This window comes from Aliiroseovarius pelagivivens, from assembly GCF_900302485.1.
In the GTDB taxonomy this organism is placed as follows: Bacteria; Pseudomonadota; Alphaproteobacteria; order Rhodobacterales; family Rhodobacteraceae; genus Aliiroseovarius; species Aliiroseovarius pelagivivens.
Window position 1 is genome coordinate 1,934,928 of record NZ_OMOI01000001.1, and the last position, 26,255, is coordinate 1,961,182.

Below are 26,255 nucleotides of genomic sequence, written 5' to 3' on the forward strand. Positions count from 1 at the left end.
GCCATTGGCCCACCCCACTCCTCCTCCTTTAACTGCCGAGCTGCTTTTGAAAGCCTATGCCATGGGGGTCTTTCCCATGGCCGAAGGGCGCGACGACCCCGAGGTTTTTTGGGTCGACCCAAAGCATCGCGGGATCATTCCGCTGGACGGATTTCATATCTCGCGCAGCCTTGCCCGTACAATCCGCCGCACGCCATTTCAGGTCACACTGAACCATGACTTCGCGGGGACTGTCGCGTGCTGCGCCGACCGAGACGAAACATGGATCAACGACACCATTTTCGCGCTTTATCAACAGCTTCACGAGATGGGGTGCGCTCATTCGCTCGAGCTGTGGGATGGCGAAGACCTTGTCGGTGGGGTTTATGGCGTCACAGTGGGCGGAGCGTTCTTCGGCGAAAGCATGTTTTCGCGCCGCCGGGACGCATCAAAGATCGCTCTGGCCTATCTTGTGGCCCACCTGCACGACTGTGGCTTCACACTGTTCGACACGCAATTCCTGACCCCTCACTTGGCCAGCCTAGGCGCGATTGAGATCCCACGCACAGAATATCACACGCGTTTGGAAGATGCGTTGGTGGTAAAAGCAGATGTAATGAGCCGTCCCTTGCCGGACGCCTATTCAGTGGCGCAGCGCAACACCCAGACGTCATAACGCGGGTGATCCAAGGCGTTCAGCGCGGGCGAAGAGGCGATCATCCAGCCCTCGAACGTGGTTTCTTCGGAATTCCCGTCACGTACGACCAGCCAAGCAAACGCGTCGCCAGACGGATTGTCCGTCGGATAGCGGCATTCGCCCAATGTGACGCGCAGGCGGCCCAGCTCGACCGTGTCGCCCACATCCATCTTGAAATCAACGGGGGTGCCAGACACCTTGTCCAATCCGCGCAGGAACGCGCCCGACGCCTTGGCGGTTTCAGCCCAGGCCGTGCTGGCCGCGAACAGAGCAGCAGACAGGATCAAAGCAGCACGGATCACTCGGCGCTATCCTCGCCACCGGCGACGTATTTCAGAAGCAGTTGCACAAGGCTTACCGATCCTTGGGTGTCTTCAATCTCGGCCCCTGGCTCCAGATTGAAAGGCGATCCGCCGGGCAGAAGCTCGACATAATTGCCGCCCAAAAGACCCTCGGACGAGATGAGGATGGCGGTGTCTTCAGGCAAGGCCACGTTAGACTGCACTGTGAAATCCGTATCGGCACGGAAGGAGTCGGGGTTCAGCGTAATGTCGGTCACAGTACCGACCTTGACACCCCCCAGACGCACATCAGTTCCAATCGAAATGCCGTCCGCCGTGCGGAACGAGGCAGTGTAGGTGTCCGTCGCCCCTGTTCCAGACAGGCCAACAATCTGGCCTGCGTAAAACAAGAAACCAACGGCAACCGCCAGCACGATGCTGCCGGTGACGACTTCGGTTGTGTGGCTATTGCTCATGCGAAAATTCCCTCGTTCCGGGGGCTGATCGACAGATTGTGCGTATTACTCGGGCTGCCAAGCTTCATAGTCGCTACGCTCGGCTGGGGCTGCCTGACGCAGGGAACCCACCGGGGCATATGCCATCGCTGTGCCGGTCAGGTTGTCCTGATGCGGTTTTTCCCAGTCTTTGTGGGCCAGCGGCTTGTCTTCGGGGCAGTTGTCGAATGTGTGATGCAACCAACCATGCCACTCGGGGCTGACGCGGCTTGCTTCGGGCTCGCCGTTATAGATTACCCAGCGGCGGCTGTCGTCCTGGTTGCGGTAAAAGACATTGCCTTGATCATCTTCCCCCACCTTCACGCCTTTACGACGAGTGAACAGCCAGGTTCCGATAGTCTCACTGTGATACCATGTCAGAAGCGAAAGAAGCCGCATGTCGATCTCCGAAATTTCTTATCCTTGATATGGCCCATGGCAGGCCGAAGGTCCAGAGCTTTGCCCTCCAATCCACGACCATTGCGCGATTTGAAGCCAGATTTGAGCGTTGCTCGGCCAAAATGAGAAAAGCCACCGCGCAAGCGATGGCTTCTTGATGCTTTGGGAATCAGTTTGCGCCGCGGTTAGCTGGCCGTCACTTCTTCCTTTGCGGAGTCCGCATAGATGATCAGCGGTTTCGCATCCGAGTTAACGGCTTCGTCATTCACGACAACCTCGTCCACGTTCTCAAGGCCCGGCAGGTCGAACATCGTGTCCAGCAGGATGTCTTCCATGATCGAGCGCAGGCCGCGCGCACCGGTCTTGCGTTGGATGGCACGCTTCGCGATGGCCTTCAACGCATCCTCGGTGAAGGTCAGCTGAGCCTCTTCCAGTTCGAACAGGCGCTGGTACTGTTTAACCAGTGCGTTCTTCGGCGCGGTCAGAATGGTGACCAGAGCTTCCGCGTCCAGATCTTCCAACGTTGCGATCACCGGCAGACGACCAACGAATTCCGGGATCAGGCCGAATTTCAGAAGATCTTCCGGCTCAAGCTCTTTGAACAGCTCGCCCACGCCGCGGTCATCGTTTTCACGCACGTCAGCACCAAAGCCCATAGCCGAGCCCTTGCCGCGTTGTGCAATGATCTTGTCCAGGCCCGCAAACGCACCACCACAGATGAATAGAATGTTCGTGGTGTCCACCTGCAAGAATTCCTGCTGCGGGTGCTTGCGACCGCCCTGCGGCGGAACAGATGCCACGGTGCCTTCCATGATCTTCAGAAGCGCTTGCTGAACGCCCTCGCCCGACACGTCGCGGGTAATCGAGGGGTTGTCCGACTTGCGGGTGATCTTGTCGACTTCATCGATATAGACGATGCCGCGCTGCGCACGTTCAACATTGTATTCCGACGCTTGAAGCAGCTTCAGAATGATGTTCTCCACGTCCTCGCCCACATAACCCGCTTCGGTCAATGTGGTCGCGTCTGCCATCGTAAAGGGAACGTCCAGAATACGCGCCAGCGTCTGGGCCAGCAGCGTTTTACCGCAGCCCGTCGGGCCGATCAGCATGATGTTGGATTTTGCCAGCTCAATCTCGTCGCCATTGGCGGCAGCATGGTTCAGGCGCTTATAGTGGTTGTGAACCGCTACGGACAGCACGCGTTTGGCGTGCCCCTGCCCGATGACGTAATCGTCCAGAACCTGACAGATTTCCAAAGGTGTCGGCACCCCGTCCGAGGACTTCAGCCCCGACGACTTGGTTTCTTCACGGATGATATCCATGCACAGCTCGACGCATTCGTCACAGATGAACACTGTCGGGCCCGCAATTAGCTTGCGCACCTCGTGCTGGCTTTTGCCGCAGAACGAGCAGTAGAGCGTGTTCTTGCTGTCACCAGAGGAATTATTCGCCATAGTCCAGTCCTATTAGGCCGGATACCGACCCCGTTAAGCCCTTCCGGGCGGTCTTTTGCCCCTGTCCCCAGCTTAGGCCAGGGATGGAACAGGTACAATCAGCTTTTTGAAAGACCCTTCTGCGGGTCTTTCAGAATCAGATCAGGCCTCGGCGTCGTCACCCTTGGCGCGGTTCTCGACGATCTCGTCAATCAGGCCCCAGTCTTTGGCTTCCTGCGGATCCATGAAGTTGTCACGCTCCAGCGCCTCGACCACGGCTTCCATCTTCTGGCCGGTGTGCCGCACATAGATCCCGTTCAGGCGATCCTTCAGCTTCTGGGTTTCCTGCGCGTGGATCATGATGTCCGTCGCCTGCCCCTGATAGCCGCCCGAAGGTTGGTGCACCATGATGCGCGAGTTCGGAAGCGAGAAGCGCATGCCGCTTTCGCCAGCTGCCAGCAGAAGCGATCCCATCGATGCCGCCTGACCAATCACCAGGGTCGAAACCTTCGGCTTGATGTACTGCATCGTGTCATAGATCGACAGGCCCGAGGTCACCACGCCACCGGGCGAGTTGATGTACATCGAGATCTCTTTGTTCGGGTTCTCAGCCTCGAGGTGCAGAAGCTGCGCAACGATCAGGCTGGACATGCCGTCATGCACAGGGCCGGACAGGAAAATGATCCGTTCCTTCAACAGGCGCGAGAAAATGTCATAGGCCCGCTCCCCGCGCGAGGTCTGCTCGACCACCATCGGGACAAGGGTGTTCATATAGGTATCAATCGGATCGTGCATGTCGCCTGCTTTCTCTTCGCGCCAAAGCCCGTTCTGGGCACCTGATGCCAACCTAGTCTTGTGCTAAGGGGGCTGCAAGGGGCCGAAACGCCCCCGCTGCAAACACCAGCACACATTTCAAACAGAGATGCCGGAAAACGGTTAACAATTTCCTTTTCTTTGCGCCGTCATGACAACAAAACGCAAAAGAAAAGGCGCCCAAGAGGCGCCTGATCTTTTTCCAGAGTCTTCGAAGCTATCAGCCCGGGGACATCCCACGCAGACGCTCGGAGCGGCGACGCAGAAGCTCGACCGTTGTCAGAAGCGCGATCGAGATCACCACAAGGATGGTCGCAACTGCCAGAATGGTCGGGCTGATCTGCTCGCGCAGGCCAATAAACATCTGCCACGGAAGCGTCTGTTGCTTGGCCGAGCCAACAAAGATCACCACCACAACTTCGTCAAACGAGGTGATGAAGGCGAACAACGCACCCGAGATCACGCCCGGCAGGATCAGTGGCATCTGCACGCGGAAGAAGGTCGTAACTGGATCTGCACCCATATTCGCCGCCGCGCGTGTCAGCGAGCGGTCAAAGCCCACCAGCGTTGCGGTAACAGTGATGATCACGAAGGGAATACCCAGCGCGGCGTGCGCCAGAACAACGCCCCAGTACGTGCCAGCCAGACCGATGCGGGAATAGAAGAAGTACATCCCAGCAGCCGAAATAATCAGCGGCACGATCATCGGCGAGATCAGCGTGGCCATGATGGCGCGACGTGCGGGCACGTGCGGCTGGCTCAGACCGATGGCGGCCAAGGTGCCCAGCGATACGGACAGCAGCGTCGCGGTAGGCGCAATCTTGACCGAGTTCCACAAGGCATCCTGCCAGTCGGGGTTCGAGAAGAAGTCACGATAGTGCTTCAGCGAATACCCTGCCGGATCGAAGCTCAGCATTTCTTTCGTGAAGGTGAAGAAATCCTGCGAGTTAAAGCTCAGAGGGATAACGACAGCGATCGGCGCAATCAGGAAGAAAAAGATCAACCCACAGATAACACGGAATGTGTAATACCAGATGCGCTGGCCGGTGCTTGCATATGATGGAAGAGCCATGTCCGTTACCCCAGCTTCACGTTGTCAATGCCGACGATCTTGTCATAGGCCCAGTACAGGACCAAAACGACCGCCAGAAGAATAGCACCCAGCGCCGAGGCCAAGCCCCAGTTCAGAGAACTTGAGATGTGGAAGGCAATCTGGTTCGAGATGAACGTGCCTTTCGTACCACCGACCAAGGCCGGCGTAATGTAGTACCCAATCGCCAGAATGAAGACGAGGATCGAACCCGCACCGATGCCCGGCACTGTCTGCGGGAAATAGACCCGCCAGAACGCAGTCCAGTCGGTTGCGCCAAGGCTTTTAGCTGCGCGCAGATAGGTGGGCGGAATGGTCTGCATCACGGAATACATCGGCAGGATCATGAACGGCAGCAGAATGTGGGTCATCGCCACGATCGTGCCGAACTGGTTGTTGATGATGACAAGCCTTGCGCTGTCATCGACCAATCCAATCCAAACCAGAATATCGTTGATCACACCCTGCTGTTGCAGAAGGATCTTCCAAGCAGACGTTCGCACCAGAAGAGACGTCCAGAAGGGAAGCAATACCAAGATCATAAGCATGTTTGCCTGGCGCATCGGCAGGTTGGCCAAAATCCACGCAACAGGATAGGCCAGCAGAATGCAGCACACCGTAATGGTCAAAGACATCCACAGCGTCCGTTTCAGCAGATTCATGTAAATCTGCTCACTTTCAGGACGGGCTTCTGCGCCATCCGGTCCAACACGCATATCGACAGCGTTCAGAAAGTAACCTGCAGTAACCGGCGGGGAGTACGTTTGAATAGTGCGCCAGTTGTCCGGCTCGCCCCACCCTTTATTGATTTCAATCAGGGCTTCTTTCCAAGGGCCACCGTTCTCAATGTCAAATTTCTTGGCCTTGCGCCCCGTTTTTCGGAACAACGATGAGATACCTGGATTTTCATAGTTCAGACGCGTGCCAACCTTCGTGTGGGTCTTGGCGGCCGAAGCTTCCTTCAGGTCGGCAGCCATAGCTGCGAAGACTGCCTCGGATGGAAGGTCGCCACTATTGGCATCCCAGTCCGCCAAGGCCACAACGGAACGCGGCAGCGTTTCAGTAACGATCCCGTTTTGAACCGACCGATAGAGCATATCTGCAACGGGCAGAATGAAGCTGATCAAAATGAACAGCAAAAGTGGTGCAATCAGCATCAAGGCCCGCATCTTCTGCCGTCGCAGCGCCCGCGCAAGACTACGCTTCAGCGGTGTTCCATCTGCGGCCAGTACCGGGCCGCCGGTGTCGGTCATATCGCTCATATCTTCCCTGTCGGCTGTTGCCGTTTCTTGGTTTCAGTCAGGTAAATTGACAAACAAATCAGATATTTAAAAAAAGGGGTGAAGGAGGCCCGAAGGCCCCCTTCGACGTCAGATTACTTGGCCAGCCAAGCTTCGAACTTTGCGTTCAGATCGTCACGGTTGTCTGCCCACCATTCGTAGTCATACACGTGTACGTTGCCCGAGTTGGCCGGGTCGGTCGGCATGTGCGGAGCCATGTCGATGCCCAGTTCGGCGTGCTTGCCAACCAGCGGGGCCGACGATGCACGGGCCGGACCGTACGAGATGTAGGCAGCCTGATCAGCCAGACGCTGAGTGTCGGTAGCGAACTTCAGGAAGTCCATTACGCGAGCTTTGCGGTCTGCGGGCAGACCAGCAGGAACAACCCAACCGTCAAGGTCAAACGACTGCATGTCCCACAGCATCTCGATCGGCTGGTTCTGTTCGGCAATGGCCGAGAACAGACGACCGTTGAAGGTCGAACCGAAGACAACTTCGCCGTCAGCCAGCAGCTGCGGGGTTTCTGCACCAGCAGTCCACCAGACAACCTGATCTTTGATGGTGTCAAGTTTGGCCAGCGCCTGGTTCACACCTTCGTCAGTGCCCAGCGTGTCATAGATCGCGTCTTTCGCAACGCCATCGCAGTACAGAGCCCATTCCATGTTGTCGATCGGACGTTTCTGCAGCGAGCGCTTGCCCGGCCAGGTGTCCAGATCGAAGATCGCGCAAACGCTGTCAGGCTTGGTCTCGCCAACCAGATCTTTACGATAGCCGAAGGTGGTCGAGTAAACGATCTGCGGTACAAAGCAGTCCGATACCAGCAGGTCGCCGAAATCGTCCGAAGCCGAGGTGCCATCGGGGGCAGCTGCCAGATCTTCGTCATGGTTGATTTCTTCAGCCAGACCTTCGTCGCACAGGCGCATCGAATCCGAAGCAACGGCGTCAACAAGGTCCCAAGTGACGTTGCCGGTTTCGTTCATGGCACGCAGTTTCGCAACGGCTTCGCCCGAGCTTTCGTCCCAAGTGACTTTCACTTCGGGGTGCATTTCCAGATACGGTTCGACATAGGCCTTCACCTGGCTGGCCTGATAGGCACCACCCCAGGACACCAGCGTCAGTTCGTTGGCCATATCCTCGGCGGTTGCCACATTACCGGCAAGCGTCAGGGCCGAGGTGGCCATAAACATCTTTGCTAGTTTCATACTGTAGTTCTCCCTAGTTATCCCGTTTGATTGATCGGAATTGCCTGACGGGCTGCATGGCAATTCTCTGGCTAGATGCCCGGGGCCGTGTCTCCACGCCCCCGTAGCAATTCTGTTTACGCGTCCAGCGCGCGGCAATCCTGCGGCAACCAACCGATTTCAATCTGCTGGCCCGGTTTCAGGCGTTCCACATCCGGTGCGTTACGGGTTTTGATGATGAACTCATCATTGCCAGCGACGCGCAGACGGGTGCGGAAGATGTCGCCCATATAGATGAACTCAAGCACTTCGGCTTTAAGCGTGTGGGCACCTTCCTGCAGGCGTTCTTTATTGTACTCGACGCGCTCGGGGCGGATCGACACCTTGGTGCGCTCGCCCACTTTCGAGACGTTGATCGGGGTGGCGTCCAGCTCTTCCCCGTCATCCAGGCGAACCAAACAGGTATCGCCAGAGATCTCGGTCACAACGCCTTCCAAGGTGTTGTTTTCACCGATGAACTGCGCAACGAAGCTGTTTTCCGGCTTTTCATAAAGCAGGTCTGGCGGGGCCAGCTGCTGAATGCGGCCATCGTCAAAGACGGCAACGTTGTCAGACATCGTCAGAGCTTCAGTCTGGTCGTGTGTCACGTAGACCGTGGTAATGCCCAGATTATGTGCCAGATCGGTGATCTCGAACTGCATTTTTTCACGCAGTTGCTTGTCCAGCGCGCCCAGCGGCTCATCCATCAAAACCAGTTCAGGTTCAAACACCAGCGCGCGGGCCAGTGCAACACGCTGCTGCTGACCACCGGACAATTGCGACGGACGGCGCCCGCCGAACGAGCCCATTTCCACCATGTCCAGCGCACGTTTGATCTTCGCTTCACGCTCGGATTTGCCCATCTTGCGCACTTCCAGTGGGAAGGCCAAGTTTTCGGCAATCGTCATGTGCGGGAACAGCGCATAGTTTTGGAACACCATGCCAATGCCACGTTTGTGTGGCGGGATGTTGTTGATCGGTTGACCACCCAGACGAATATCGCCGTGGGTTGCGGTCTCGAAACCGGCAAGCATCATCAAGCAGGTGGTTTTCCCGGATCCAGACGGCCCGAGCATGGTAAGAAACTCGCCCTTCGCGATCGACAGGTTCAGGTCTTTTACAACCAGTGTTTCCCCGTCGTAGCTTTTCTGGACACGATCGAAAACGACAAATCCGTCGTCGGTTACAGCTTCAGCCAAGTGACCCCCCTGGTCTATGTTTTTTTATCTCGCACCAGCCAACACGAAGAGATGAGCGAATTCAACAGTGAAATGAGCGGTTTCGGCAGTCATTTCGACCGATTTCATGCCGCTCGACGAACAAATGTGCTTTTTGTTAGCGTGGACTACGCCCCAAAGCTGATCCATTAAAATTCGCCAAACCTCTTTTTATAAACGCTTTGCCCTGCCGTTTTCTGACCCGGGGTAAAGCAGTTGATCGGTGACCGGGCGGCGGGTGGTAAATTGCGCAAGCAATAGTCCTGCCGCCCGGGTTTGTTCATTCAGTCTGGGTATATCACGCCGTCGGGACGACACTCTCGCGACCTTTCAGGGCAATTTTACGCCAGAATCATCACCTATCGCGAAATAATGTTGTGACCGGGGCCATAGGGGAAGCCTGTGATGTTCTCGGCGCCGTCTTCTCCAACCACCAGAATATCATGTTCACGATAGCCGCCAGCACCTGCTGTGCCTTCAGGCAGGAAGAGCATCGGCTCCATGGACACAACCATGCCGGGTTCCAGCACGGTATCAATGTCCTCTCGCAGTTCCAGCCCGGCTTCACGGCCATAGTAGTGCGACAGGACGCCGAACGAGTGGCCATAGCCAAACGACCGATACTGAAGCAGCCCTTCGCTTTCGAAGAACTTGTTGATCTCGGCGGTGATGCCGGAACACGTCGCGCCCGGCTTGATCAGGCTGATCCCCAGTTCATGTGCTGCGACATTGGCCTTCCAGATCCGCAGGCTTTCCGCATCGGGCTCGCCCGCAAACAGCGTGCGTTCCAGGGCAGTGTAGTAGCCCGAAATCATCGGGAAGGTGTTCAGCGACAGGATATCGCTGCTTTCCAGCTTGCGTGTGGTCACCGGGTTGTGGGCACCATCAGTGTTGATCCCAGACTGGAACCAGACCCATGAATCGCGGATTTCGCTGTCTGGATGCGCGCGCGATATCTCAAGCTCCATCGCGTCGCGACCGGCCATTGCGATGTCAATTTCGCGGGCACCGACACGGATCGCATCGTGGATGGCGGCACCGCCCACATCAGCGATACGCGCCCCTTCACGGATCAGCGCGATTTCCTCAGCTGATTTAATCATGCGCGCCTGCATCGTGTCAGGGGCGATGTCGAAGAAGCTGCTGTCGGACAGGAACTCTTCCGCCAGACCGCGCTGCGCCAAGGTCATGTGATCGCCTTCGATCCCGATGGACTTGGCGTTGCCGACAAGGTTTTTCACGGCGCGCCAATAGTTGTTGCGCTCCCAATCGGTGTAGATGACGTTGTCACCATAGCAGCGCCGCCAAGGCTGGCCTGCGTCGATATTCGCCGACACCGTGGTCGACCGATCCGCCGTTACGACCAGCGCATAAGGGCGACCGAAGGCGCAGTACAGAAAGCCCGAGTAATAGGCGATGTTGTGCATCGAAGAGAACACAACCGCTTCCGCACCGCGTGCGGCCATGATCTTGCGCAGATCGGCCAGACGACGTTCATATTCCGCGTCCGAGAAGGGCAGCGGGGCTTTTTCACCGTTTTCACATACAAAATATTGAGGGCGTGACATATCACATCTCTCCATCTTCCGAGGCCAGGATATGTAGGGATATGCCCGGCCAACCAAACCCCCCGGCGTCCAGGGCAGTTGATCTCCGGACCGGTGTGCATTTGGGCACACTGGGCAGCGACGCCATCGCTGCGGATGTGGGATCTTTGGCCAACAACGACAGTTCTGTCAACCTGCTTCGTCTGAGCCATCGACATCAGGCCAGATCAGCCGAGTTTCCTTTTGCCCCACCACGCGAACACCGCCTGAGGATACCGACACAGCAGGCAGCGCGCCGGTTTGAAATGCCCCGGTGTCCACCGAAATCCGTCCCTGACGAACCATCACTTCGGGAACGATCGTGTGACCATGCACCACCCAGACACCATCCTGTCGGGGTCTGGATCTGAAATCCGCGTGGCCCCATGTCAAAACATCCTCATCCTGATCGGAAATGGGCCTTTCCGGATCGGCACCGGCATGTACAACCGCTACATTCCCGGTTTGCCAAATGTTGGGCAGCGATTGCAGAAAGTCCAATGCCTCTGCACCAAGTTCTGACTTCAGCCTCTCGCGCACCATCAAAACACGCTCTCCGCGCATGTCCAACTTCGACGCTCTGATCCCAAAGCTATTCAGTGTCGCGATTCCACCATTCGCAAACCAGACGGGAGCGTTTAGCGGCGGGTTGTCCAGAAAGTTCAGCAAAAGCTGCTCGTGATTCCCCCGAAGACAGGTGATGTCGCGTGGGTCCGATGCTTGCAGCGCCATCAAACGACGCAGAACACCCGCGCTATGCGGGCCGCGATCCATATAGTCTCCGACAAAGACGAGGGGCAGATCGGCGTGGTCGGGGTCATCCGCGATCTGACCCAATATGGTCTCAAGCGCGTCAAGCTGCCCGTGTATATCGCCAATGACCAGAAAGGGCTGATCAGGGGCCAACGGCGCGTCAAACGTGGCGCCGCCCCCAAACGTCCGAAACAGGCTGTTCAGAAACTTCCCCATTCCACCCTTTCCTTAGGCAATCGTCACCGCGTCGCGCTGCCGATCACCGTCTGCAAACAGTCACCCAAATTCTGCGTGCGTTCCGTTGTCCACGTCGGATCCACAAGGAAACACAGGCTGGTGTCGCCCAATTCCCGCGCCACCGGAAGCGGCGCGTCTGGTCCCAGACCATAGCGCGTGAACGTGCCTTCGCGATAGATCTCGCTGCAGCTGCCTGAAAAGATCGGGAAGCCCGCGCCTGACACTTCGGCGATGATGCGATCCCGGCTCCAGTCGTTTTTCAACGCCTCGGGGCGCACGAACGCGTAGAAACGATAATAGGCATGGGTCATGCCATCCGGCACTTTCGGCACGCGGATCGCTTCTAATCCTGACAGAGCTTGCGCCAGGATTTCCGCGTTCGCTGTGCGATGCGCGCGCCAGTCCGCCAGACGTTTCAACTGCACCCGCCCGATGGCCGCAGACGGGCCTGTCATACGCAGATTGGTGCCCGGTCCGGCCCCATGCAGCCAACGGAACCCCGGAGGGTGCTCGGTGTTGAACACCACGTCATAGTCCTTGCCGTGATCCTTGAAGCTCCACGCTTTGGACCAGAGGTCGCGATCATTGGTGGTCAGCATGCCGCCCTCGCCGCCCGTGGACATGATCTTGTCCTGACAGAACGAGAACGAGCCGAAGGTGCCAAAGCTGCCCACATGCTGATCCGCGATCATCGCGCCATGGGCTTGGGCGCAATCCTCGATCACCCACAGATCATGCGCTCGAGCCAGATCCATGATGGCGGTCATGTCGCAAGGCCAGCCGCCCAGATGCACGGGGATGATCCCTTTTGTGCGGGGCGTGATCAAAGGCGCGATGGTATCCGCAGTGATGTTTTGGCTAACCGGGTCGACATCCGCGAAGACCGGCACGCCGCCCTTCAGAGACACCGAACTGGCCGAGGCGATGAAGCTGCGGGGCGTGACGATGACCTCGTCACCCTCGGACAAGCCCAGCACATGCAGCGCCGCGTCCAGCGTGACCGTCCCGTTTGCCATCGCAATCGCATGGGGCACACCGAACCAGTCAGCAAACTCGGCTTCGAACGCGCGCACGTCGGGACCGGTCCAAGCATTGACTTTGCCGGACCGCAGGACTTCGGTCACTGCGGCGATCTGTTCTTCGTCGAATACGGGCCAACTGGACATCGGATGTTCCCCTCAGATCACGCTGCGCACAAGGACAAAGCCCTCGGCAGCAAAGCGATGCACCGTGGCTCCGCGCAGGGTTGCCAAGGCGTGCAAAGCGTTGACCGAGCGTTCGTGCGGCGGCTCTTTCACCTGGCTTGCGAACATCTGGAACGCCTCGAGCTTGCGGTCGAGCGTATCTGTCACGTCGATAAACACATTTGGTACGAAAGCGGGCGTCAGGTAAGGGGCATTCCAGTTGGTTTCCGACAAGGTCTCATACGCCATGATCGTGGTGGGATAGTCCTGCTGATGCGGGCGGCTTGCAACCAGCGTCGACAGGAAGGACAGCTGGTGATCCATATGAATGTCGCCGGGATGGGTGACAAAAATCAGCCCCGGCGCCAGATCGCGCACCAGCTTGCCAAGTCCTGCGTTCAGCCCGCCATGCGGATGTTCGGCCAGTTCGGCAGCGGGAAAATCCAGCCAATGCGTCTTGGTGACGCCTAGATGGTCATGCGCGGCGCGGGCCTCGGCACGGACGCCTGTAATCATCTCGTCTGTGTAAAGCGGTGCGCTGCCTTTCGTCACGACAGCCACATGAACCTCGCGCCCTTCGTCCGCAAGACGCGCGATGGTGCCGCCTACCCCCAAGACCTCGTCATCGGGATGCGGGGCAACCACCAGAACCGGAGCCTTTGGATCGCCACCAAAGGCCGAAGAAACATGCGTGCTCATGTCGTACTCTTTCCAAGTTTAGTATGCAGTTTAGGGGGCGCATCGGCCCCGTACCAATCCAGAATATCAATGCAATTTCCGTCCCCGCAGTAGACCGTGAAGACCTTCCCGTCGATGTCCTGCACCTGTCCGGGGATACCGATGTAATAGTCCTTGCGCGGCGTGTGCCGCACATTGGTCAGCACCAGTTTGGTGCCATCCACTGCATGCGTGAACGCACCGGGATAGGGCGGCCCTGCCGCGCGGATCAGACGGTGAATATCAGCGGCCGAGGCAGTCCAGTCGATCAGCCCGTCTTCCGGGCGGCGCAGCGCGCAGGTACTGGCCCCCTCTTCGATCTGAGGCACACGGGGCACATCGCCAGCTGCAATACGATCCATCAAGGGCGGCAACATGTCGGCCAAAGCCTCCATATGCCGATCATAAAGCCCACGCGCAGTGATCGTTTCGGTATCAACTTCGAACCGCGCTTTTGCGGCGATTTCCCCGGTATCTGCCCCTTCGGCCAACCAGAACAGCGACGCTCCGACCACTTTTTCCTGCAACAGAATCGTCCACGGCAGAACCGCCCTGCCCCGTAGTTTCGGCAAATCCGAGGGGTGAAACCCGATACAACCCAGTTTTGGTACGGCCCGGAAGGTGGGCCCGCACAGCTGTGACCACCCGATCACCAGCACAAGATCTGGGTCGATTGCGCGAATGGCGGCGATGGTTTCGTCGCTATCGCTTTTCCGGGTCAGATGCAGCGCGCAACCATGTTCCTGCGCCAACGGCCCGACATCCACGAAATCCGAATGACGGTGGGCAAGTTCGGGCGGCAAAGTCACGACCATTTCGGGGACGAAGCCCGATTTGCAAAGCGCATTCAGCGCAATCTCAGTGCTTTCTACGGCGCCAACCAACACGATCTTCATGCGCGAGCCTGCGTGTTCGTAGGGGGTTTCCCCCAATGTTCTGCCGCAATAATCCGATCCTCGCGCCGGTGTTCACCAAACAGGGCAACGCCGATGGTCTCGATCAGAATACGAAAGTCCAGCGCGGTCGAGCGATGGGCCACATACCAAAGGTCCAACTTCAGCTTTTCATTGTCATTCAGTGCGGTGTTTCCACTGACTTGTGACCACCCAGTCAGGCCCGGCCGAACCGAGCCGCGCTTGACCCCTTCCGCACCAAACCCCTTGATGGTTTCCGCCATCAAAGGGCGCGGGCCAACCAAGGCCATCTGTCCGGCAAGGATGATAAACAGCTGCGGCAACTCGTCAAACCTGGTGCGGCGCAGAAACTTGGTGGCTGGTGTCAGGCGATCTTCGTCCGGCAACCAAATACCGTGCTCATCGCGATCATCGGTCAAGGTTCGAAACTTGACCACATTGAAGGGCACACCGCCTTTCCCATCTCGGGTCTGGCGAAACATCACCGGACGCCCCAATGTCGCGATCACGATCAGATAAGTGACCGCACACAAAGGCACTGCAATCACAAGCATAGAAAGACAGATCAGAATCTCGAGCAATCGGTTCATAAGAGTCCAGCAATCAAGGGCCTGAAGCAGGCAGAAAGAAAATGTCGGAGCACCTCGAAGCACCTCGGTCGCATCAAAGCCGGAGCAAAACACCCCACGCGACTCAAAAATAGCTTTGCCCCAGAAAATCCCGCCCCAACATGCACATACGTAATGAAACAAGCTTGCCAGACATTCAGATTCCATGCAAGCTTGCCCCATGAAAGTTATTCATGTCGTGACAACCACGGATGTCGGCGGCGCTCAAATTATGTTGCTAAGATATTTGTCTGCCCTGAAAGATGATGCGCAGTCGCATTCCGTGATATCGCTGGTTCCTCCTGGTTCTGTCGCCTCGCAAATCGAAGCGCTGGGGGTCGAAGTCGTTGATCTTGGGCTGCGTCCAGGCCGGATCACCTTGGGTGCGCTGTGGCGGCTGCGTCGCATGTTGCGTGATGCCCGCCCGGATGTGGTGCACGGCTGGATGTATCATGGATGTCTTGCGGCGTGGGCCGGATTGAAACTGCTGCCCAAACGCCAACGCGCCGCGCAGGTTTGGGCAGTGCATCACTCGCTTCAGGACATCAACAATGAAAAACGGTCGACCCAAATGGTTGTCCGGATGATGGCCACTTTGTCGCGCAAGGTTGAACTCATCACCTATTGCTCGATGGTATCGCAACAACAACACGAGGCCATTGGGTTCTGTCCCGACCGGGTCGAACTGATTGCAAATGCCGTCGATACCGAGGTGTTCAAACCGGATCCAAACGCCCGTGCCCGCCTCTCCGAAATCGCGAGTATTCCCGAGGGTCGTCTGATCATCGGCAACGTGGCGCGCAGCCATCCGATGAAGGATCACGTCGCGATGGTGAAAGCCACGGCACAGCTGGCCGAGGCAGGTCACGACGTTCACGCGGTTCTGGTGGGCGAAGGTCACCGCGGCAGTCTGGCCGAACAAACCGCGCAAGATCTGAACATCCAGGACCGGGTCAGTATCATCGACACACGTCCTGATATTCATCGCATCGTACCGGGCTTTGACATTTTCCTTTTGTCCTCTGCGTGGGGGGAAGCCTTTCCCCTAGCGGTGTCCGAAGCCATGGCCGCCGAGGTGCCCTGTGTGGTCACGGATGTGGGTGATTGCGCCGCGCTTGTCGGGGACACTGGGCGCGTCGTTCCGCCAGCTCAGCCCGAAAAACAAGCACTTGCAGTTGCAGAACTCATTGACGAAGGCCCCGTCGCTAGGGCAACCTTGGGAAAACTGGCACGTGAACGCGTGACAAAGAATTTTTCGACAGGAATTTATGTCGATCGTCATTATGCGGCTTATGACCGCGCACTCTCTGTGAAGATTTAGACGCAGGGATCAGATTTTTAAACGGCGTCCCTTCTCGGGGGAATTTGAGAAGTGGACTACTTTGGGTGGCCCGTCTCTGGGCGGTAAAAGAAGTTGATAGGGGTTATGTGGCGAGTTCTTGGTGAACGTCGTCATCGTGTTTTCGCCATTCGGAAACAGATCGTGACCCGAATGGAGATTGATGCATGAAGATCGACGCACAAATCGGAAGTGACGACGGTGGCTCGAACGATTTTGATCGTATCGGGCTGGATGGCTTCTGGTTGATCCTGCGTCGGCATTTGCGCCTGATGGCTCTGATCGTGTTCGCGGTGGTTGCAGCAACCTACGTTGTCGTCGAGCGACTGGAAGAGCGTTTTACCGCGCGGGCCACACTGGTTTTGACGGGTCTTGATACGCGTGTGCGTCAGACTGACACCCAGCTGGAAAGCTTTGAGCTGTCCCGCGCAGTCATCGAAACCGAAATGGATGTACTGAAGTCGCGCGCTTTTGCTGATCAGTTGGCGATGCATCTGGGCCTATACGATGACCCGACTTTCGTGTCTCCGACCTCGGGTGATCAACCGATTGATCCGGCGTTACATCAGGAACAGGTGCTCGACAAGATACAAGGGTCTTACGTGGTGTTCCGCTCTGGGGAAAGCTTGGCCATCGATATCATCGCCACGACCAATGCTCCGGCTCTCGCCGCGGATATCGCCAATGCCATCCCCACCGTCTACATTGAAAACAGCCTGTCCGAACAGCGGGACAATGTCTCGAATTCGATCGTATTCCTGCGCGAGCGTGTCGAAACATTGGCGGAAGAACTGACGCTGGCCGAAATCGAACTGGCCAACTTTATTCGCGAAAACAAGTTGGATGACGAGCAACTTCCCGACCGGCTTCGCTCGCAAGTTCAGTATCTGACGACATTCCTTAAAACTGCGGACGCGGACCAAGACACCGAGCGCCTTCAAGGCGAACTGGACAGGGTTGAAACCGAACTGCAAGAGCGGACCCGCGCCGAGCTTACTCAGATGCGCCAAGAGCGCCTGCTGGAAGTGCAGCGCCTGCGCTATCAAACCGCCATCGAAAAACTGAATGAACTTGAAACGCAGATCAATCTGGTCTCGCAGGGCGCGCGGCAAGTTTCAGTCGCACGCCCCCCTGTTGCGGCCTCGTGGCCAAACAAGAAGTCTTCGCTTGTCATTGCGGCTGTTGGCGGGCTGGTTCTGGCCTTTGTCGTCGCGCTTATTCTAGACCTGATGAACCGGCGGCTTTGGAACGAGACCCAAACCATGCGGGTTTCAGGTCTGCCAAATGCAGGTTTCCTGCCACGGATCGGGCGCGATGCCGGGGCCATGCGCCGCCAAGGGGTGGTGCGTTACCTGATGGCGAAGCCACACACTATGTTTGCTCAGGCGGTGCGCAGTGCCACTGGACTGTGGTTTGACGACAGCAACGAAGGATGGGTGGTGATGATCACCTCGGGCCTGCCGCATGAAGGCAAGTCCACCGTAACCGTTGCGCTTGGTGTTTCGTCTGCGTTGGATGGCCTGCGCACGTTGGTCATCGACATGGACAGTCACCGCGAGGCTGCAGCGCGTCTGCTTGAGGCAACAACAAAGCCCGCAAAACTAGCTGATGTGCTTGAGGGTAAAGTCGCCCCCAGCCCGGTCATATTGGACGGCCGGACGGTCGAGGGGTTGGATTTCCTGTCCTTGGACGCACGAAGCGGATCCAACCTGAAAGAGCAGCGCCAGCAATTGTCGGAGCTGAGAACTGAATTACGTGATACATATGATTTAGTAATTGTTGACACGCCGCCTGTGCTGGTCGTGGACGATACTGTCCGCATCGGCGTGCTGGCGGATGAAATCTGGCAAGTGGTTCGTTGGGGTCGCACGTCAGAAAACGTCCTTGTGGATACAGTTGAACGTTTGAAACGTGATGGTCTGCCAATCACAGCGACCCTGATTAACGACGTTGATACGCGTAGACATCAAAGATTGGGATATGGTGGGTATGCTCAATACTATAATTATGGTGAGGGATATTATTCATAATCACCCTAGGAGACGTCGATTGAAACTTAGAACAATCGCCGCCCTTTTTGCTGCCAATTTTGGAATTGCTGCAGCTGCGCTTCCAGCGCAGGCCGAGAATATCGCTTTCCCCGGTGCAATTGGCTATGGAGCCAAGGCACTGGCCTGGAAAGGCGGCGACATCGTAGAAGTGACCACGTTGTCGGACAGCGGTGCGGGCAGCCTGCGCGCCTGCGCCAAGAACGGCAACCAGCCGCGCGTCTGTGTTTTTCGGGTCTCTGGGACGATCATGTTGGACAGTCCGATCTTCGTCGGTTCGAACATTTACATCGCAGGCCAAACCGCGCCCGGTAAAGGCATTCAGCTGCGCAACCGCACCTCAATCCTGACGCCTCTGATTGTGAAAAACTCGCGCGAGGTGGTGATCCGTTTCCTCAAAATTCGCCCCGGCCCCAGCCTCACCCCGTCGGCAAATGTGGATGCGGTCACGCTTGAGGACGCCAAAAAGGTGTATCTTGGCAACCTGTCCATGCAATTCGCGACGGACGAGACGTTCAACATCCATGTCTCGGGCGGGAAGGTCGCCAACATCACTTTGGCCGACAGCATTCTTGCACTCAGCCTTGACCGCAGCACGCACCCGAAAGGCAAGCATTCCAAGGGCGCACTGATCTGTTCGCACGAGCAGAAAGCCAACATCTGTGGTCGGATCACAATCGCGCGCAATCTGTTTGCCCACCACCGCGACAGGATGCCAGACATCAAGGGTACTGATGTGGGACCGATCGAAGTGTTGAACAACGTGTTCTACAATCCGATCAGCCAGTTTGGCGAATTCTATGACCTGCTGGGTGACGTGAAAATCATCTATGGTGGCAATGTCGCTTTGAGCGGTCAAAGCACCTCAGGGAAAACACCCGAGGCCGTTCAGGTTTTTGAATGGAAGCGTAAACGCCGCGTATCGATCATGTCTTTTGACAACAAAACCGGCGCAGCGGCTGGCTGTAACCAACGCACCTTCGCCGTCTTGAATTCGACCGCCAAAGCGCGGCGCATCCCGACGACATCTGGCCCGTTTTCGGCCCCGCTCTATGATAGCAAGGATACGCTGCTCAATGTCTTGACCCAAGCAGGCGACCGGTTGCCGGGTGAAACGCATCTGGACTGGCTGGACAAACGGGTCATCAATGACACACTGAAATGCTTCGGGCGTGTGATCAATAGCCCCGAGGAAGTCGGCGGATGGCCACAGCTTCCGAATGTGTCAATCGTGATTGACAGCGACCGCGATGGGCTTCCCGACAGTTATGAAGCGACAACGCCCGGCCTGTCCCCCACGCAACCGAACAACCCGTGGTCACGCCCATCTGGCAGTTCGCTCAGCCATGTGGAAACTTGGATGGCCAAGCTTGCCGGAGATCTTAAATGATCCAACGCTTGCGTCAGATTCTGCTACGCGATCAGATCGCCCAACGCCTTTTGCGCAATCTGAAATGGATTTTCTCCTCTCAGGTTGCGATGGCGATATTGGGAATGATCTCGCTTGCAGTGTCGGCGCGTGCGCTTGGTGCCGCGGGTCTGGGGGCGCTTGCCCTGATCGAGGCTTTTGCACGGATTAATGCCCGACTGGTGCATTTCGAGCCATGGCAGGCGGTGATCCAATATGGAAGCCTTGCACTGGAAGAGCAGGACACCACGCGTTTTGAAAAGCTTGTTGGCCTGTCCATCGTGCTTGACGTGATCGGGGGACTTGCAGCCGCAGCTCTGATCTTTTTCCTGGCCCCTCTTGTCGCGGGGTCTATCGGTCTCGACGGCAGTGCCGCGCAGCTTTTGTCCTTGGGCGCGCTTGCGGTTGTTCTGTCGCTTCGGGCCACCGGCGTTGCGCTCCTTCGGCTTTATGATCGATTTGATCAACTGGCCAAGATCGACACCGCCACGGCTCTTCTCCGATTGGTACTGTCGGTAGGTGCGTGGTTGATTGGTGGTAGTCTGGTACATTTCGTCGTCATATTCGTGCTGTTCAGCGCCGCTGAAGGGCTGCTTGCATTCCTGTACGGGCGCCGCGAGATGCAACGGCGCGGGCAAGAGCCGAAGTTCGGCAACCTGATTACCACCCTGCGTCAGAACCGGGGTTTTCTGCGCTTCATGTGGAACTCGAACCTCGCTGTGATCCTCCGTCAAACCACGCAAAGGCTGGACGTCGTGATCCTTGGGGCGCTCGTCGCGCCTGTCTTTGTCGGCCACTATCATATCGCACGCAAATGCGGGGACGCGGCCATCCGTCTGGGCCGCCCGATCAAGCAAGCCATCTTCCCCGAGTTCAGCCGCCTTGCCGCCAGCGGTGATTTTGTTCGCATCCGCAAAACCGCGCTTTGGGTTAGTGTCAGTTTTTGCGTAGTCCTTGTGGCAGGTGTGATCCCAACACTGATCTATATTGTCCCCATACTGGACGCTGCCTTTGGCGAGGCCTTTGTTGCCGCAGCTCCCGTCGTATCCATTCAGGCCGTGGCCGTGGCCCTGTTCTTGGCAGGTGTCATACTTGGCCCGGTCCTGCTTAGCCTTGGGTGCGACCGCGAGCTGATGCTGATTGGCGCGGCAACGGCAGCGCTGTTCTTCGCGCTGATTTATCCGTTCGTCATCACCTTTGGCGTAAGTGGCGCAGCGCTAAGCCATCTTATCAGCAACATCCTTTGGCTTGCGGCTTGCAGCTGGCTGGTGATCAAAACGCTGGATACGAAAATGCACCGCCCGGCGCCGGTCGAATCCGAGGTGGCGTCATGATTGCACGCCGAGAGCTGGCCATGCCTGCACCATCGCGGCCAACGGGCCAACGCCGACGCCGTTCGGGCATGGATCCCTTCGGACTCGTCAGTTCGGGTCTTGCTACACCAACAGGATTTCTGGTCGCTGCAGCGGTCATATTGGCCCCGATGAACCACGTGAAGCTCAGTTCTGTCTATGTCACAGCATCTGACATCGTGGCCCTGATGGCCTTCATTCTGATGCTGGCCAATCGCACGCTCAGCGTTAAGTTCTTCGGCCCCGCCACCGCTCTCTGGTTCATGTCCTTTTTTGCCTTCATGGGTGGCCTTACCGTCAGCTCGGTCATCAATGGCAACCCGCTGGCTTTGCCCAATACATTTGCGCAGTACGGCTATTCCCTTCTAGTGCTTCCCATGATCCTTGGGGGACGGCCCTATGCCCAAACCATTGCGCTGGTGAAGCTTCTGGTGGCGTCTTACGTCTTTGTCATGGTCTTTGGCGCCTATGTTGTCCATTTCGTGGACAACCCAAATCATATGTTGGTGTCCGGTTCGGGCCGGATGCGGTCCCTGTTTCAACGCGAGAACGAATGCGCCGTGCATGGGGCCATTGCGATCGTACTGGTGTTAGGTCTCTACAAAATGGGCGAGTTTCGGTTGCGCACCGTTCTTCTAAGCCTGCCCCCCCTGATCTATGGGATCATGCTGACGGGATCGGTCTCGGGCTTGTTCGCGACAATCCTTGGCGTCACGCTTCTGATCACCATCGTCGGCCCATTCAAGTACCTGCCGATTTCGGCCGCCGCTTTCATCGCCATTGCAGGGGTGATGATCTTGCTTGGTGACAGCTTCATGCCCGCCGTGTTCCAAGAGCGCGTGCTGAACCCGCTTATGGATCGCAACCTGTCCGAAGCCGGGACCTTTTCGGACCGTGCCCTGCTTATGCAAGAGGCGTTTACCGTCATGAAAGACACCATCTTTGTGGGTCTTGGCGTCGAACAGTTCCGCGAGATCAGCGTGCACAACGCGGCAGTGCACAACACCTATCTGGCAGCCTTCGTCGAAGGTGGGCTGATTTCCATGCTGGGTCTGATCGGGTTCTTCCTGTCGGGGATCATCCTGATTTGGGCTGCCATTGTCGAACGCGCAAACCGGTTGGTCTGGGCGATCACCTTGGTGGTTCTGCTGATTTATGCTGCGGCCTTCAACATGTTCCCCACTTTCTTTGCACGTTTTTGGAACGTCCCGTGGATCCTGTTGTTTTCACTGACCGCTGCCACGTTGCGGCAACCAGCATCGCACCCACACCCGCCCAAACCTCAAATCTCGGTCCTTCGTAATAAAAGAGTACGCCCATGATCCGCATAGTTTCGTTCGTTCTGACCCTGATGTTGACCACAATTTCGCTCTCGGATTATGCCCGGGCAGCCGAATATCAACTGCATGCTCAGGACGAGCTGCGCCTGCGTGTATTGCGATGGGACGGGGATCGAAACGCATTTACCGTGCTAGACGGTGTCTCGGGTGATTATCGCATCTCGACCGAAGGTGTGCTGTCCATGCCATTGATCGGCACCATCAACGCGGTTGGCGAAACCCCCCGCTCACTGGCGCGACAAATTGAGTTCGAGATCGAGCGGAAGTTAGGCATTTCCCCTGCCCCGCGCGTCGGCATCGAAGTCACCGACCACCAACCGATCTTTGTATTGGGCGAGGTCACATCGCCCGGCTCTTACGCTTATCGTCCCGGATTGACGGCTCAGCAGGCGTTGGCACTGGCCAGCGGCTTGATCCGCATACACCCCGGCAACGCTGGCGCTTTCGCACAGGACACAATGCGATTGGGGGGCGAAGTGCGCAATCTTGCGGCCGAGATTGACGCGCTTCAGGCCGAACGCGCCCGACTGGTCGTGGATCTGGAAGATCTGGATCGCTCCGCAGATCAGGCGGTCACGTCAATCCGACCACGCCCGCGAGGGATCGAGGGGGACATTCTGGACGCCACACAAAAAGCGCGCGCGGCTCAGGGCGAACGGTTGCGTGACTTGCAGGCGGTACTGCTCGAACAGATCGACCGGATGACGGATCAGATTACCCTCCGGTCAGAGCAAATCGAACGCACGACAGCAGAACTGGCCGATGTTACATCGCTGAAAGAACGTGGATTGACGGTCAACACACGCGTCAATGCGCTGACAACAGCGTTGAACGATCTGGAAAGCAAACGGCTTCAGCTTGAGATCGCACGCCTGACAGCGCGACAGCAGTTGAACCGCGCTGAACGTGACACGCTGGCCCTGACAGATGATGCCCGCGCCCGAACATTGGAACAGCTTAACCGCGTTGACCGCGATCTTGCCCGCTTGGATATCCGCCTTGCGACGTCCGAAGCCTTGCGCGCCCAAGCGGTGGCAAGCGGTCTGGCCGTACCCGACCCCTTGGCCGAGATGCAGACCGGGTATCGCGTCACGCGGATGATCGACGGCGCTCCGGTATCCTTGATTATCGCCCCCACAGACCCCTTGAAGCCAGGCGACACAATTGAAGTGTCACGGTCCACGGCAATGCCCACCAATTCTCAGTAATTTCACTAGGCTATTTATGAAAAAGATCCGTATTTTTTATCCCTTTGTTGGGGGGGCCACGATTGGAGGCAGCCATGTCTCGGCACTGGGCTTGATCCGCAATTTGGACCCGGCCCGCTACGAACCCGTCATTGCCCTGCACCGCGAGGCAGGTGCATTGGGCGCATATATTTCGGACATGGGGTTGCCATACGAGGTGTTGGAAACACCTCGTATCATCGCCCCCAAACACAGCCGTAGCCCAGATGACGCGTCACGCCTTGGGTTTCTTCTGCGATCGGTCCCTCAGATGGTGCGATATCTGAAGAAAAACCGGATCGACATCGTGCATACGAATGATGGTCGGATGCATGGATCTTGGAGCCTGCCAGCCAAATTAGCCGGCTGCAAATTCATCTGGCATCACCGGCAAGGTCCGGATGCCAAGGGCGCGAACTTCATCGCCCCACTGCTGGCAGATCGTATCCTATCCGTGTCCGAGTTCTCGCGCCCCGAGCGTCCTGTCCGATCAATCGAGGACCGGTTTCAAGTGGTGAGAAGCCCGTTTGATCTGGATCCGGATATTCCAGACCGAGCCCCCTGCCACAGAGCACTCTGTACAGAACTGGGCGTACCAGAAGACAGTGTCCTTCTGGCCTATTTCGGCGTGTTGAATGATCGAAAGCGCCCGGTGCATTTCGTGGATGCCGTGAAGGCCGTGCGCGATGCGATGCCCAACCGACCGGTGCACGGGTTGATATTTGGCCGCGTCGAAGCAGAGGGCTCTGGACTTGATCAAGCTTGCATTGATCGCGCAGCACATCTTGGACTGTCATCAAACCTGCACATGATGGGATTTCGCGATCCCCCGGCACCCGCCATGGCTGGGGTGGATGCGCTGCTGATCACGGCGCTGGACGAACCCTTTGGACGAACTCTGATCGAAGCAATGCATCTTGGCACACCGGTCATTGCCACACACCACGGCGGCAACCCCGAAGCGATCACGGATGGAGAAACCGGATTTCTTGTCGACCCTTGGGACGCGCAGGCCTTTGCCGCTCCGATACGCGCCCTGTTCGAGGATCCCGGCCTACGCGCACGCATATCTGAAGCAGCACAGCAGGATGTACGGGGGCAATACGGGCTTGATGTCCACGTTGCGAAAACCACCGCTGTTTACGACCTGCTTGCAGGGTAATTGGATTGATCTCATGACACATACGTCCCCCCGTCCCATCGACTTCCTGATCATCGGCGCGGCCAAATGCGCCACCACTTGGGAGCAACAGTCCCTGTCAGCCTCGCCTGGCATCTTCATGCCAGCGCCCGAGCTTCACTTTTTCTCTCGCGTGTATGACAAGGGCTTCGACTGGTTCAACGCGCAGTTTGACAGCTCTCAGCCGGGTGACATTCTTGGCGAGAAATCGAACTCGTACCTGACCCAGCCCGAAGCTGCTGCGCGCATTCATGCCGCCTATCCGGACATCAAGATGATCGTGCAGATGCGCGATCCTGTTCATCGTGCGTACTCGGACTATTGTATGCTGCTTCGCCGGGGCGAGGTTGATGAAGACATCCGCCGCCACCTAGATCCGCAAAAAGCAGCGACCGAGCGATTTTTGAATGACGGGCGGTATGGACATCACCTGAAACGCTTCTTCGCGCTATTTCCGAAGGAGCAAATCCTGCTGTTGGCATTTGAAGATGTGGCCACGCATCCGGACCGACAATTGCAATGGGTCGCGGATCATGTCGGCTATACTGGCCAGCTGACGCCACCGATGCGCGAGAAGGTAAAAGACAAACATGCCAATGCAGTTCCGGCACCTCTTCGGCGCATTCTGACGCCTCTTCGCCCACTCCTTGATCCGATCCGCAACAGGCCGCCGATCAGCACTTTGCGGAACCTTGTTGCGAAACCCTTCACCTATCCAGCTCTTCCTGACGACCTGAAGCAAGAAATCGAGACGTTCTATCAGGACGACAAATGTGAACTCTCCATTCTGGCGCCCGATTTTCTGCCCGATTGGAATCGGCCGGAAGGCGCTCGGATATCCGGGGGCAACACAAGTTAACCGATTCTCTTTTGTACCATTTATGGTGGAATTCGCTTCCTCATCACTTCATTTTTAGGCTTTTTTCTGCAGCGCCAGCAATCATCACTCTGCTCAAATCACTACAGACCACTTCTGGGAATCTCTCGGTGCAGCCTTCAAGTTATTGTTTTTAATAACAGTTTCAAAAAAAGAAACAGTACGTGTCTACAATTTGTTAGAAATGAGGCAACTTTTGCGATAGGCTAAAGGATAGGGAAACAGGTTACGTTTTGATCTTGATCGAAGCTTCCAGGGGTGGGTCTGTTTCTAAATAGCAAAAGAATTTTGTGCCTGTGCTCTCCGCCCCAGTTGTTTTTTTTCGCGCGTGATTTTAAGCGCGAATTTGTGTTTGCCAGATTTTGGCGCAGTAAATGGTAATTGGTGAGAGCGCGTTAGTAACGAGTATCGAAAGATGTTGAACAATTTGTTTGTTAAACTCAAAGGCTGACATTTTCCAGCCAACCGCGTTGGGACGTGTCAGCCGGTTCAGCATCTCGAAATGTGTGATTTCTGTCGTGCGCCCCTGGAGCGTCACGAAATTTGAACAATGATTTTATCTCAGAGCCGGGGAAGGTTCTAA

Annotated in this window: 23 protein-coding genes and 1 pseudogene; 9 read left to right on the forward strand and 15 right to left on the reverse strand. The window is 57.0% G+C overall.

Annotation, left to right across the window (positions count from 1 at the left end; genetic code table 11):
• Positions 1–4 precede the first annotated feature (4 nt).
• Positions 5–655 (forward strand): leucyl/phenylalanyl-tRNA--protein transferase, encoded by a 651-nt coding sequence (aat, locus tag ALP8811_RS09440; RefSeq protein WP_281260704.1) that lies wholly within the window; start codon positions 5–7, stop codon positions 653–655.
• Here aat and ALP8811_RS09445 read toward each other — a convergent pair.
• The 15 genes and pseudogenes from ALP8811_RS09445 to ALP8811_RS09515 all read right to left on the reverse strand — a co-directional run bounded on the left by ALP8811_RS09445 (position 619) and on the right by ALP8811_RS09515 (position 15,085).
• Positions 619–978, reverse strand: coding sequence for a DUF2155 domain-containing protein (locus ALP8811_RS09445; protein WP_108856863.1), 360 nt, complete (start codon positions 976–978; stop codon positions 619–621). The genes aat and ALP8811_RS09445 overlap by 37 nt on opposite strands.
• Entirely contained in the window at positions 975–1,433 is a 459-nt protein-coding gene (gene mlaD, locus ALP8811_RS09450) for an outer membrane lipid asymmetry maintenance protein MlaD (protein WP_108856864.1), read from the reverse strand. The genes ALP8811_RS09445 and mlaD overlap by 4 nt, the downstream gene beginning before the upstream one ends.
• A 45-nt stretch (positions 1,434–1,478) precedes the next feature.
• Positions 1,479–1,850 carry an NADH:ubiquinone oxidoreductase subunit NDUFA12 gene (locus ALP8811_RS09455; protein WP_108856865.1) on the reverse strand — a complete coding sequence of 124 codons (372 nt, stop codon included), beginning with the start codon at positions 1,848–1,850 and terminating at the stop codon, positions 1,479–1,481.
• A 185-nt stretch (positions 1,851–2,035) separates the two neighbouring features.
• Entirely contained in the window at positions 2,036–3,304 is a 1,269-nt protein-coding gene (gene clpX, locus ALP8811_RS09460; RefSeq protein ID WP_108856866.1) for an ATP-dependent Clp protease ATP-binding subunit ClpX, read from the reverse strand.
• Positions 3,305–3,445: 141 nt separating this feature from the next.
• Positions 3,446–4,078, reverse strand: coding sequence for an ATP-dependent Clp protease proteolytic subunit (locus ALP8811_RS09465; RefSeq protein ID WP_108857496.1), 633 nt, complete (start codon positions 4,076–4,078; stop codon positions 3,446–3,448).
• Between the two features lie 238 nt (positions 4,079–4,316).
• Positions 4,317–5,141: pseudogene (locus ALP8811_RS09470) on the reverse strand (ABC transporter permease); the annotation flags it as partial.
• A gap of 32 nt (positions 5,142–5,173) precedes the next feature.
• On the reverse strand, positions 5,174–6,448 hold the full coding sequence (locus tag ALP8811_RS09475) for an ABC transporter permease (RefSeq protein WP_108856868.1): 1,275 nt from the start codon (positions 6,446–6,448) through the stop codon (positions 5,174–5,176).
• A 113-nt stretch (positions 6,449–6,561) separates the two neighbouring features.
• On the reverse strand, positions 6,562–7,668 hold the full coding sequence (locus tag ALP8811_RS09480; protein ID WP_108856869.1) for an extracellular solute-binding protein: 1,107 nt from the start codon (positions 7,666–7,668) through the stop codon (positions 6,562–6,564).
• Positions 7,669–7,784: 116 nt separating this feature from the next.
• Positions 7,785–8,885, reverse strand: a complete 1,101-nt coding sequence (locus ALP8811_RS09485; protein WP_108856870.1) for an ABC transporter ATP-binding protein — start codon at positions 8,883–8,885, stop codon at positions 7,785–7,787.
• Positions 8,886–9,262: 377 nt separating this feature from the next.
• On the reverse strand, positions 9,263–10,471 hold the full coding sequence (locus ALP8811_RS09490) for an aminopeptidase P family protein (RefSeq protein WP_108856871.1): 1,209 nt from the start codon (positions 10,469–10,471) through the stop codon (positions 9,263–9,265).
• 168 nt (positions 10,472–10,639) lie between these two features.
• Positions 10,640–11,458 carry a metallophosphoesterase family protein gene (locus tag ALP8811_RS09495; RefSeq protein WP_108856872.1) on the reverse strand — a complete coding sequence of 273 codons (819 nt, stop codon included), beginning with the start codon at positions 11,456–11,458 and terminating at the stop codon, positions 10,640–10,642.
• A gap of 23 nt (positions 11,459–11,481) precedes the next feature.
• Positions 11,482–12,645: a DegT/DnrJ/EryC1/StrS aminotransferase family protein gene (locus tag ALP8811_RS09500; protein WP_108856873.1), complete on the reverse strand. Its 1,164-nt coding sequence runs from the start codon at positions 12,643–12,645 to the stop codon at positions 11,482–11,484.
• Between the two features lie 12 nt (positions 12,646–12,657).
• On the reverse strand, positions 12,658–13,362 hold the full coding sequence (locus ALP8811_RS09505) for a PIG-L deacetylase family protein (RefSeq protein WP_108856874.1): 705 nt from the start codon (positions 13,360–13,362) through the stop codon (positions 12,658–12,660).
• Positions 13,359–14,276, reverse strand: a complete 918-nt coding sequence (locus ALP8811_RS09510) for a methionyl-tRNA formyltransferase (protein WP_108856875.1) — start codon at positions 14,274–14,276, stop codon at positions 13,359–13,361. The genes ALP8811_RS09505 and ALP8811_RS09510 overlap by 4 nt, the downstream gene beginning before the upstream one ends.
• Positions 14,273–15,085 (reverse strand): sugar transferase, encoded by an 813-nt coding sequence (locus tag ALP8811_RS09515; RefSeq protein WP_306418712.1) that lies wholly within the window; start codon positions 15,083–15,085, stop codon positions 14,273–14,275. Before ALP8811_RS09515 ends, ALP8811_RS09510 begins: the two co-directional genes overlap by 4 nt.
• Here ALP8811_RS09515 and ALP8811_RS09520 point away from each other — a divergent pair.
• From ALP8811_RS09520 to ALP8811_RS09555, 8 genes are all read left to right on the forward strand, one after another.
• Positions 15,084–16,223 carry a glycosyltransferase gene (locus tag ALP8811_RS09520; RefSeq protein WP_181363729.1) on the forward strand — a complete coding sequence of 380 codons (1,140 nt, stop codon included), beginning with the start codon at positions 15,084–15,086 and terminating at the stop codon, positions 16,221–16,223. The two genes, ALP8811_RS09515 and ALP8811_RS09520, sit on opposite strands and share 2 nt — an antisense overlap.
• A gap of 185 nt (positions 16,224–16,408) precedes the next feature.
• Positions 16,409–18,271, forward strand: coding sequence for a GumC family protein (locus ALP8811_RS09525; protein WP_108856877.1), 1,863 nt, complete (start codon positions 16,409–16,411; stop codon positions 18,269–18,271).
• Positions 18,272–18,290: 19 nt separating this feature from the next.
• Positions 18,291–19,679: a hypothetical protein gene (locus ALP8811_RS09530; RefSeq protein WP_181363730.1), complete on the forward strand. Its 1,389-nt coding sequence runs from the start codon at positions 18,291–18,293 to the stop codon at positions 19,677–19,679.
• On the forward strand, positions 19,676–21,031 hold the full coding sequence (locus tag ALP8811_RS09535; protein WP_108856879.1) for a lipopolysaccharide biosynthesis protein: 1,356 nt from the start codon (positions 19,676–19,678) through the stop codon (positions 21,029–21,031). The genes ALP8811_RS09530 and ALP8811_RS09535 overlap by 4 nt, the downstream gene beginning before the upstream one ends.
• Positions 21,028–22,371, forward strand: a complete 1,344-nt coding sequence (locus tag ALP8811_RS09540) for an O-antigen ligase family protein (protein WP_108856880.1) — start codon at positions 21,028–21,030, stop codon at positions 22,369–22,371. Before ALP8811_RS09535 ends, ALP8811_RS09540 begins: the two co-directional genes overlap by 4 nt.
• Positions 22,368–23,597, forward strand: coding sequence for a polysaccharide biosynthesis/export family protein (locus ALP8811_RS09545; RefSeq protein ID WP_108856881.1), 1,230 nt, complete (start codon positions 22,368–22,370; stop codon positions 23,595–23,597). Before ALP8811_RS09540 ends, ALP8811_RS09545 begins: the two co-directional genes overlap by 4 nt.
• A gap of 16 nt (positions 23,598–23,613) precedes the next feature.
• A complete protein-coding gene (locus ALP8811_RS09550) occupies positions 23,614–24,777 on the forward strand; it encodes a glycosyltransferase family 4 protein (RefSeq protein WP_108856882.1) in 1,164 nt (387 codons plus the stop codon).
• A 13-nt stretch (positions 24,778–24,790) separates the two neighbouring features.
• Positions 24,791–25,654: a sulfotransferase family protein gene (locus tag ALP8811_RS09555; RefSeq protein WP_181363731.1), complete on the forward strand. Its 864-nt coding sequence runs from the start codon at positions 24,791–24,793 to the stop codon at positions 25,652–25,654.
• The last annotated feature ends 601 nt before the right edge of the window (positions 25,655–26,255 follow it).

Excerpts from the sequence above, each read along its gene's own strand:
- mlaD (WP_108856864.1), bottom strand. The coding sequence starts at position 1,433 with ATGAGCAATAGCCACACAACCGAAGTCGTCACCGGCAGCATCGTGCTG.
- ALP8811_RS09455 (WP_108856865.1), bottom strand. The coding sequence starts at position 1,850 with ATGCGGCTTCTTTCGCTTCTGACATGGTATCACAGTGAGACTATCGGA.
- clpX (WP_108856866.1), bottom strand. The coding sequence starts at position 3,304 with ATGGCGAATAATTCCTCTGGTGACAGCAAGAACACGCTCTACTGCTCG.
- ALP8811_RS09465 (WP_108857496.1), bottom strand. The coding sequence starts at position 4,078 with ATGCACGATCCGATTGATACCTATATGAACACCCTTGTCCCGATGGTG.
- ALP8811_RS09475 (WP_108856868.1), bottom strand. The coding sequence starts at position 6,448 with ATGAGCGATATGACCGACACCGGCGGCCCGGTACTGGCCGCAGATGGA.
- ALP8811_RS09480 (WP_108856869.1), bottom strand. The coding sequence starts at position 7,668 with ATGAAACTAGCAAAGATGTTTATGGCCACCTCGGCCCTGACGCTTGCC.
- ALP8811_RS09490 (WP_108856871.1), bottom strand. The coding sequence starts at position 10,471 with ATGTCACGCCCTCAATATTTTGTATGTGAAAACGGTGAAAAAGCCCCG.
- ALP8811_RS09495 (WP_108856872.1), bottom strand. The coding sequence starts at position 11,458 with ATGGGGAAGTTTCTGAACAGCCTGTTTCGGACGTTTGGGGGCGGCGCC.
- ALP8811_RS09500 (WP_108856873.1), bottom strand. The coding sequence starts at position 12,645 with ATGTCCAGTTGGCCCGTATTCGACGAAGAACAGATCGCCGCAGTGACC.
- ALP8811_RS09505 (WP_108856874.1), bottom strand. The coding sequence starts at position 13,362 with ATGAGCACGCATGTTTCTTCGGCCTTTGGTGGCGATCCAAAGGCTCCG.
- ALP8811_RS09510 (WP_108856875.1), bottom strand. The coding sequence starts at position 14,276 with ATGAAGATCGTGTTGGTTGGCGCCGTAGAAAGCACTGAGATTGCGCTG.
- ALP8811_RS09520 (WP_181363729.1), top strand. The coding sequence starts at position 15,084 with ATGAAAGTTATTCATGTCGTGACAACCACGGATGTCGGCGGCGCTCAA.
- ALP8811_RS09515 (WP_306418712.1), bottom strand. The coding sequence starts at position 15,085 with ATGGGGCAAGCTTGCATGGAATCTGAATGTCTGGCAAGCTTGTTTCAT.
- ALP8811_RS09525 (WP_108856877.1), top strand. The coding sequence starts at position 16,409 with ATGAAGATCGACGCACAAATCGGAAGTGACGACGGTGGCTCGAACGAT.
- ALP8811_RS09535 (WP_108856879.1), top strand. The coding sequence starts at position 19,676 with ATGATCCAACGCTTGCGTCAGATTCTGCTACGCGATCAGATCGCCCAA.
- ALP8811_RS09540 (WP_108856880.1), top strand. The coding sequence starts at position 21,028 with ATGATTGCACGCCGAGAGCTGGCCATGCCTGCACCATCGCGGCCAACG.
- ALP8811_RS09545 (WP_108856881.1), top strand. The coding sequence starts at position 22,368 with ATGATCCGCATAGTTTCGTTCGTTCTGACCCTGATGTTGACCACAATT.
- ALP8811_RS09550 (WP_108856882.1), top strand. The coding sequence starts at position 23,614 with ATGAAAAAGATCCGTATTTTTTATCCCTTTGTTGGGGGGGCCACGATT.
- ALP8811_RS09555 (WP_181363731.1), top strand. The coding sequence starts at position 24,791 with ATGACACATACGTCCCCCCGTCCCATCGACTTCCTGATCATCGGCGCG.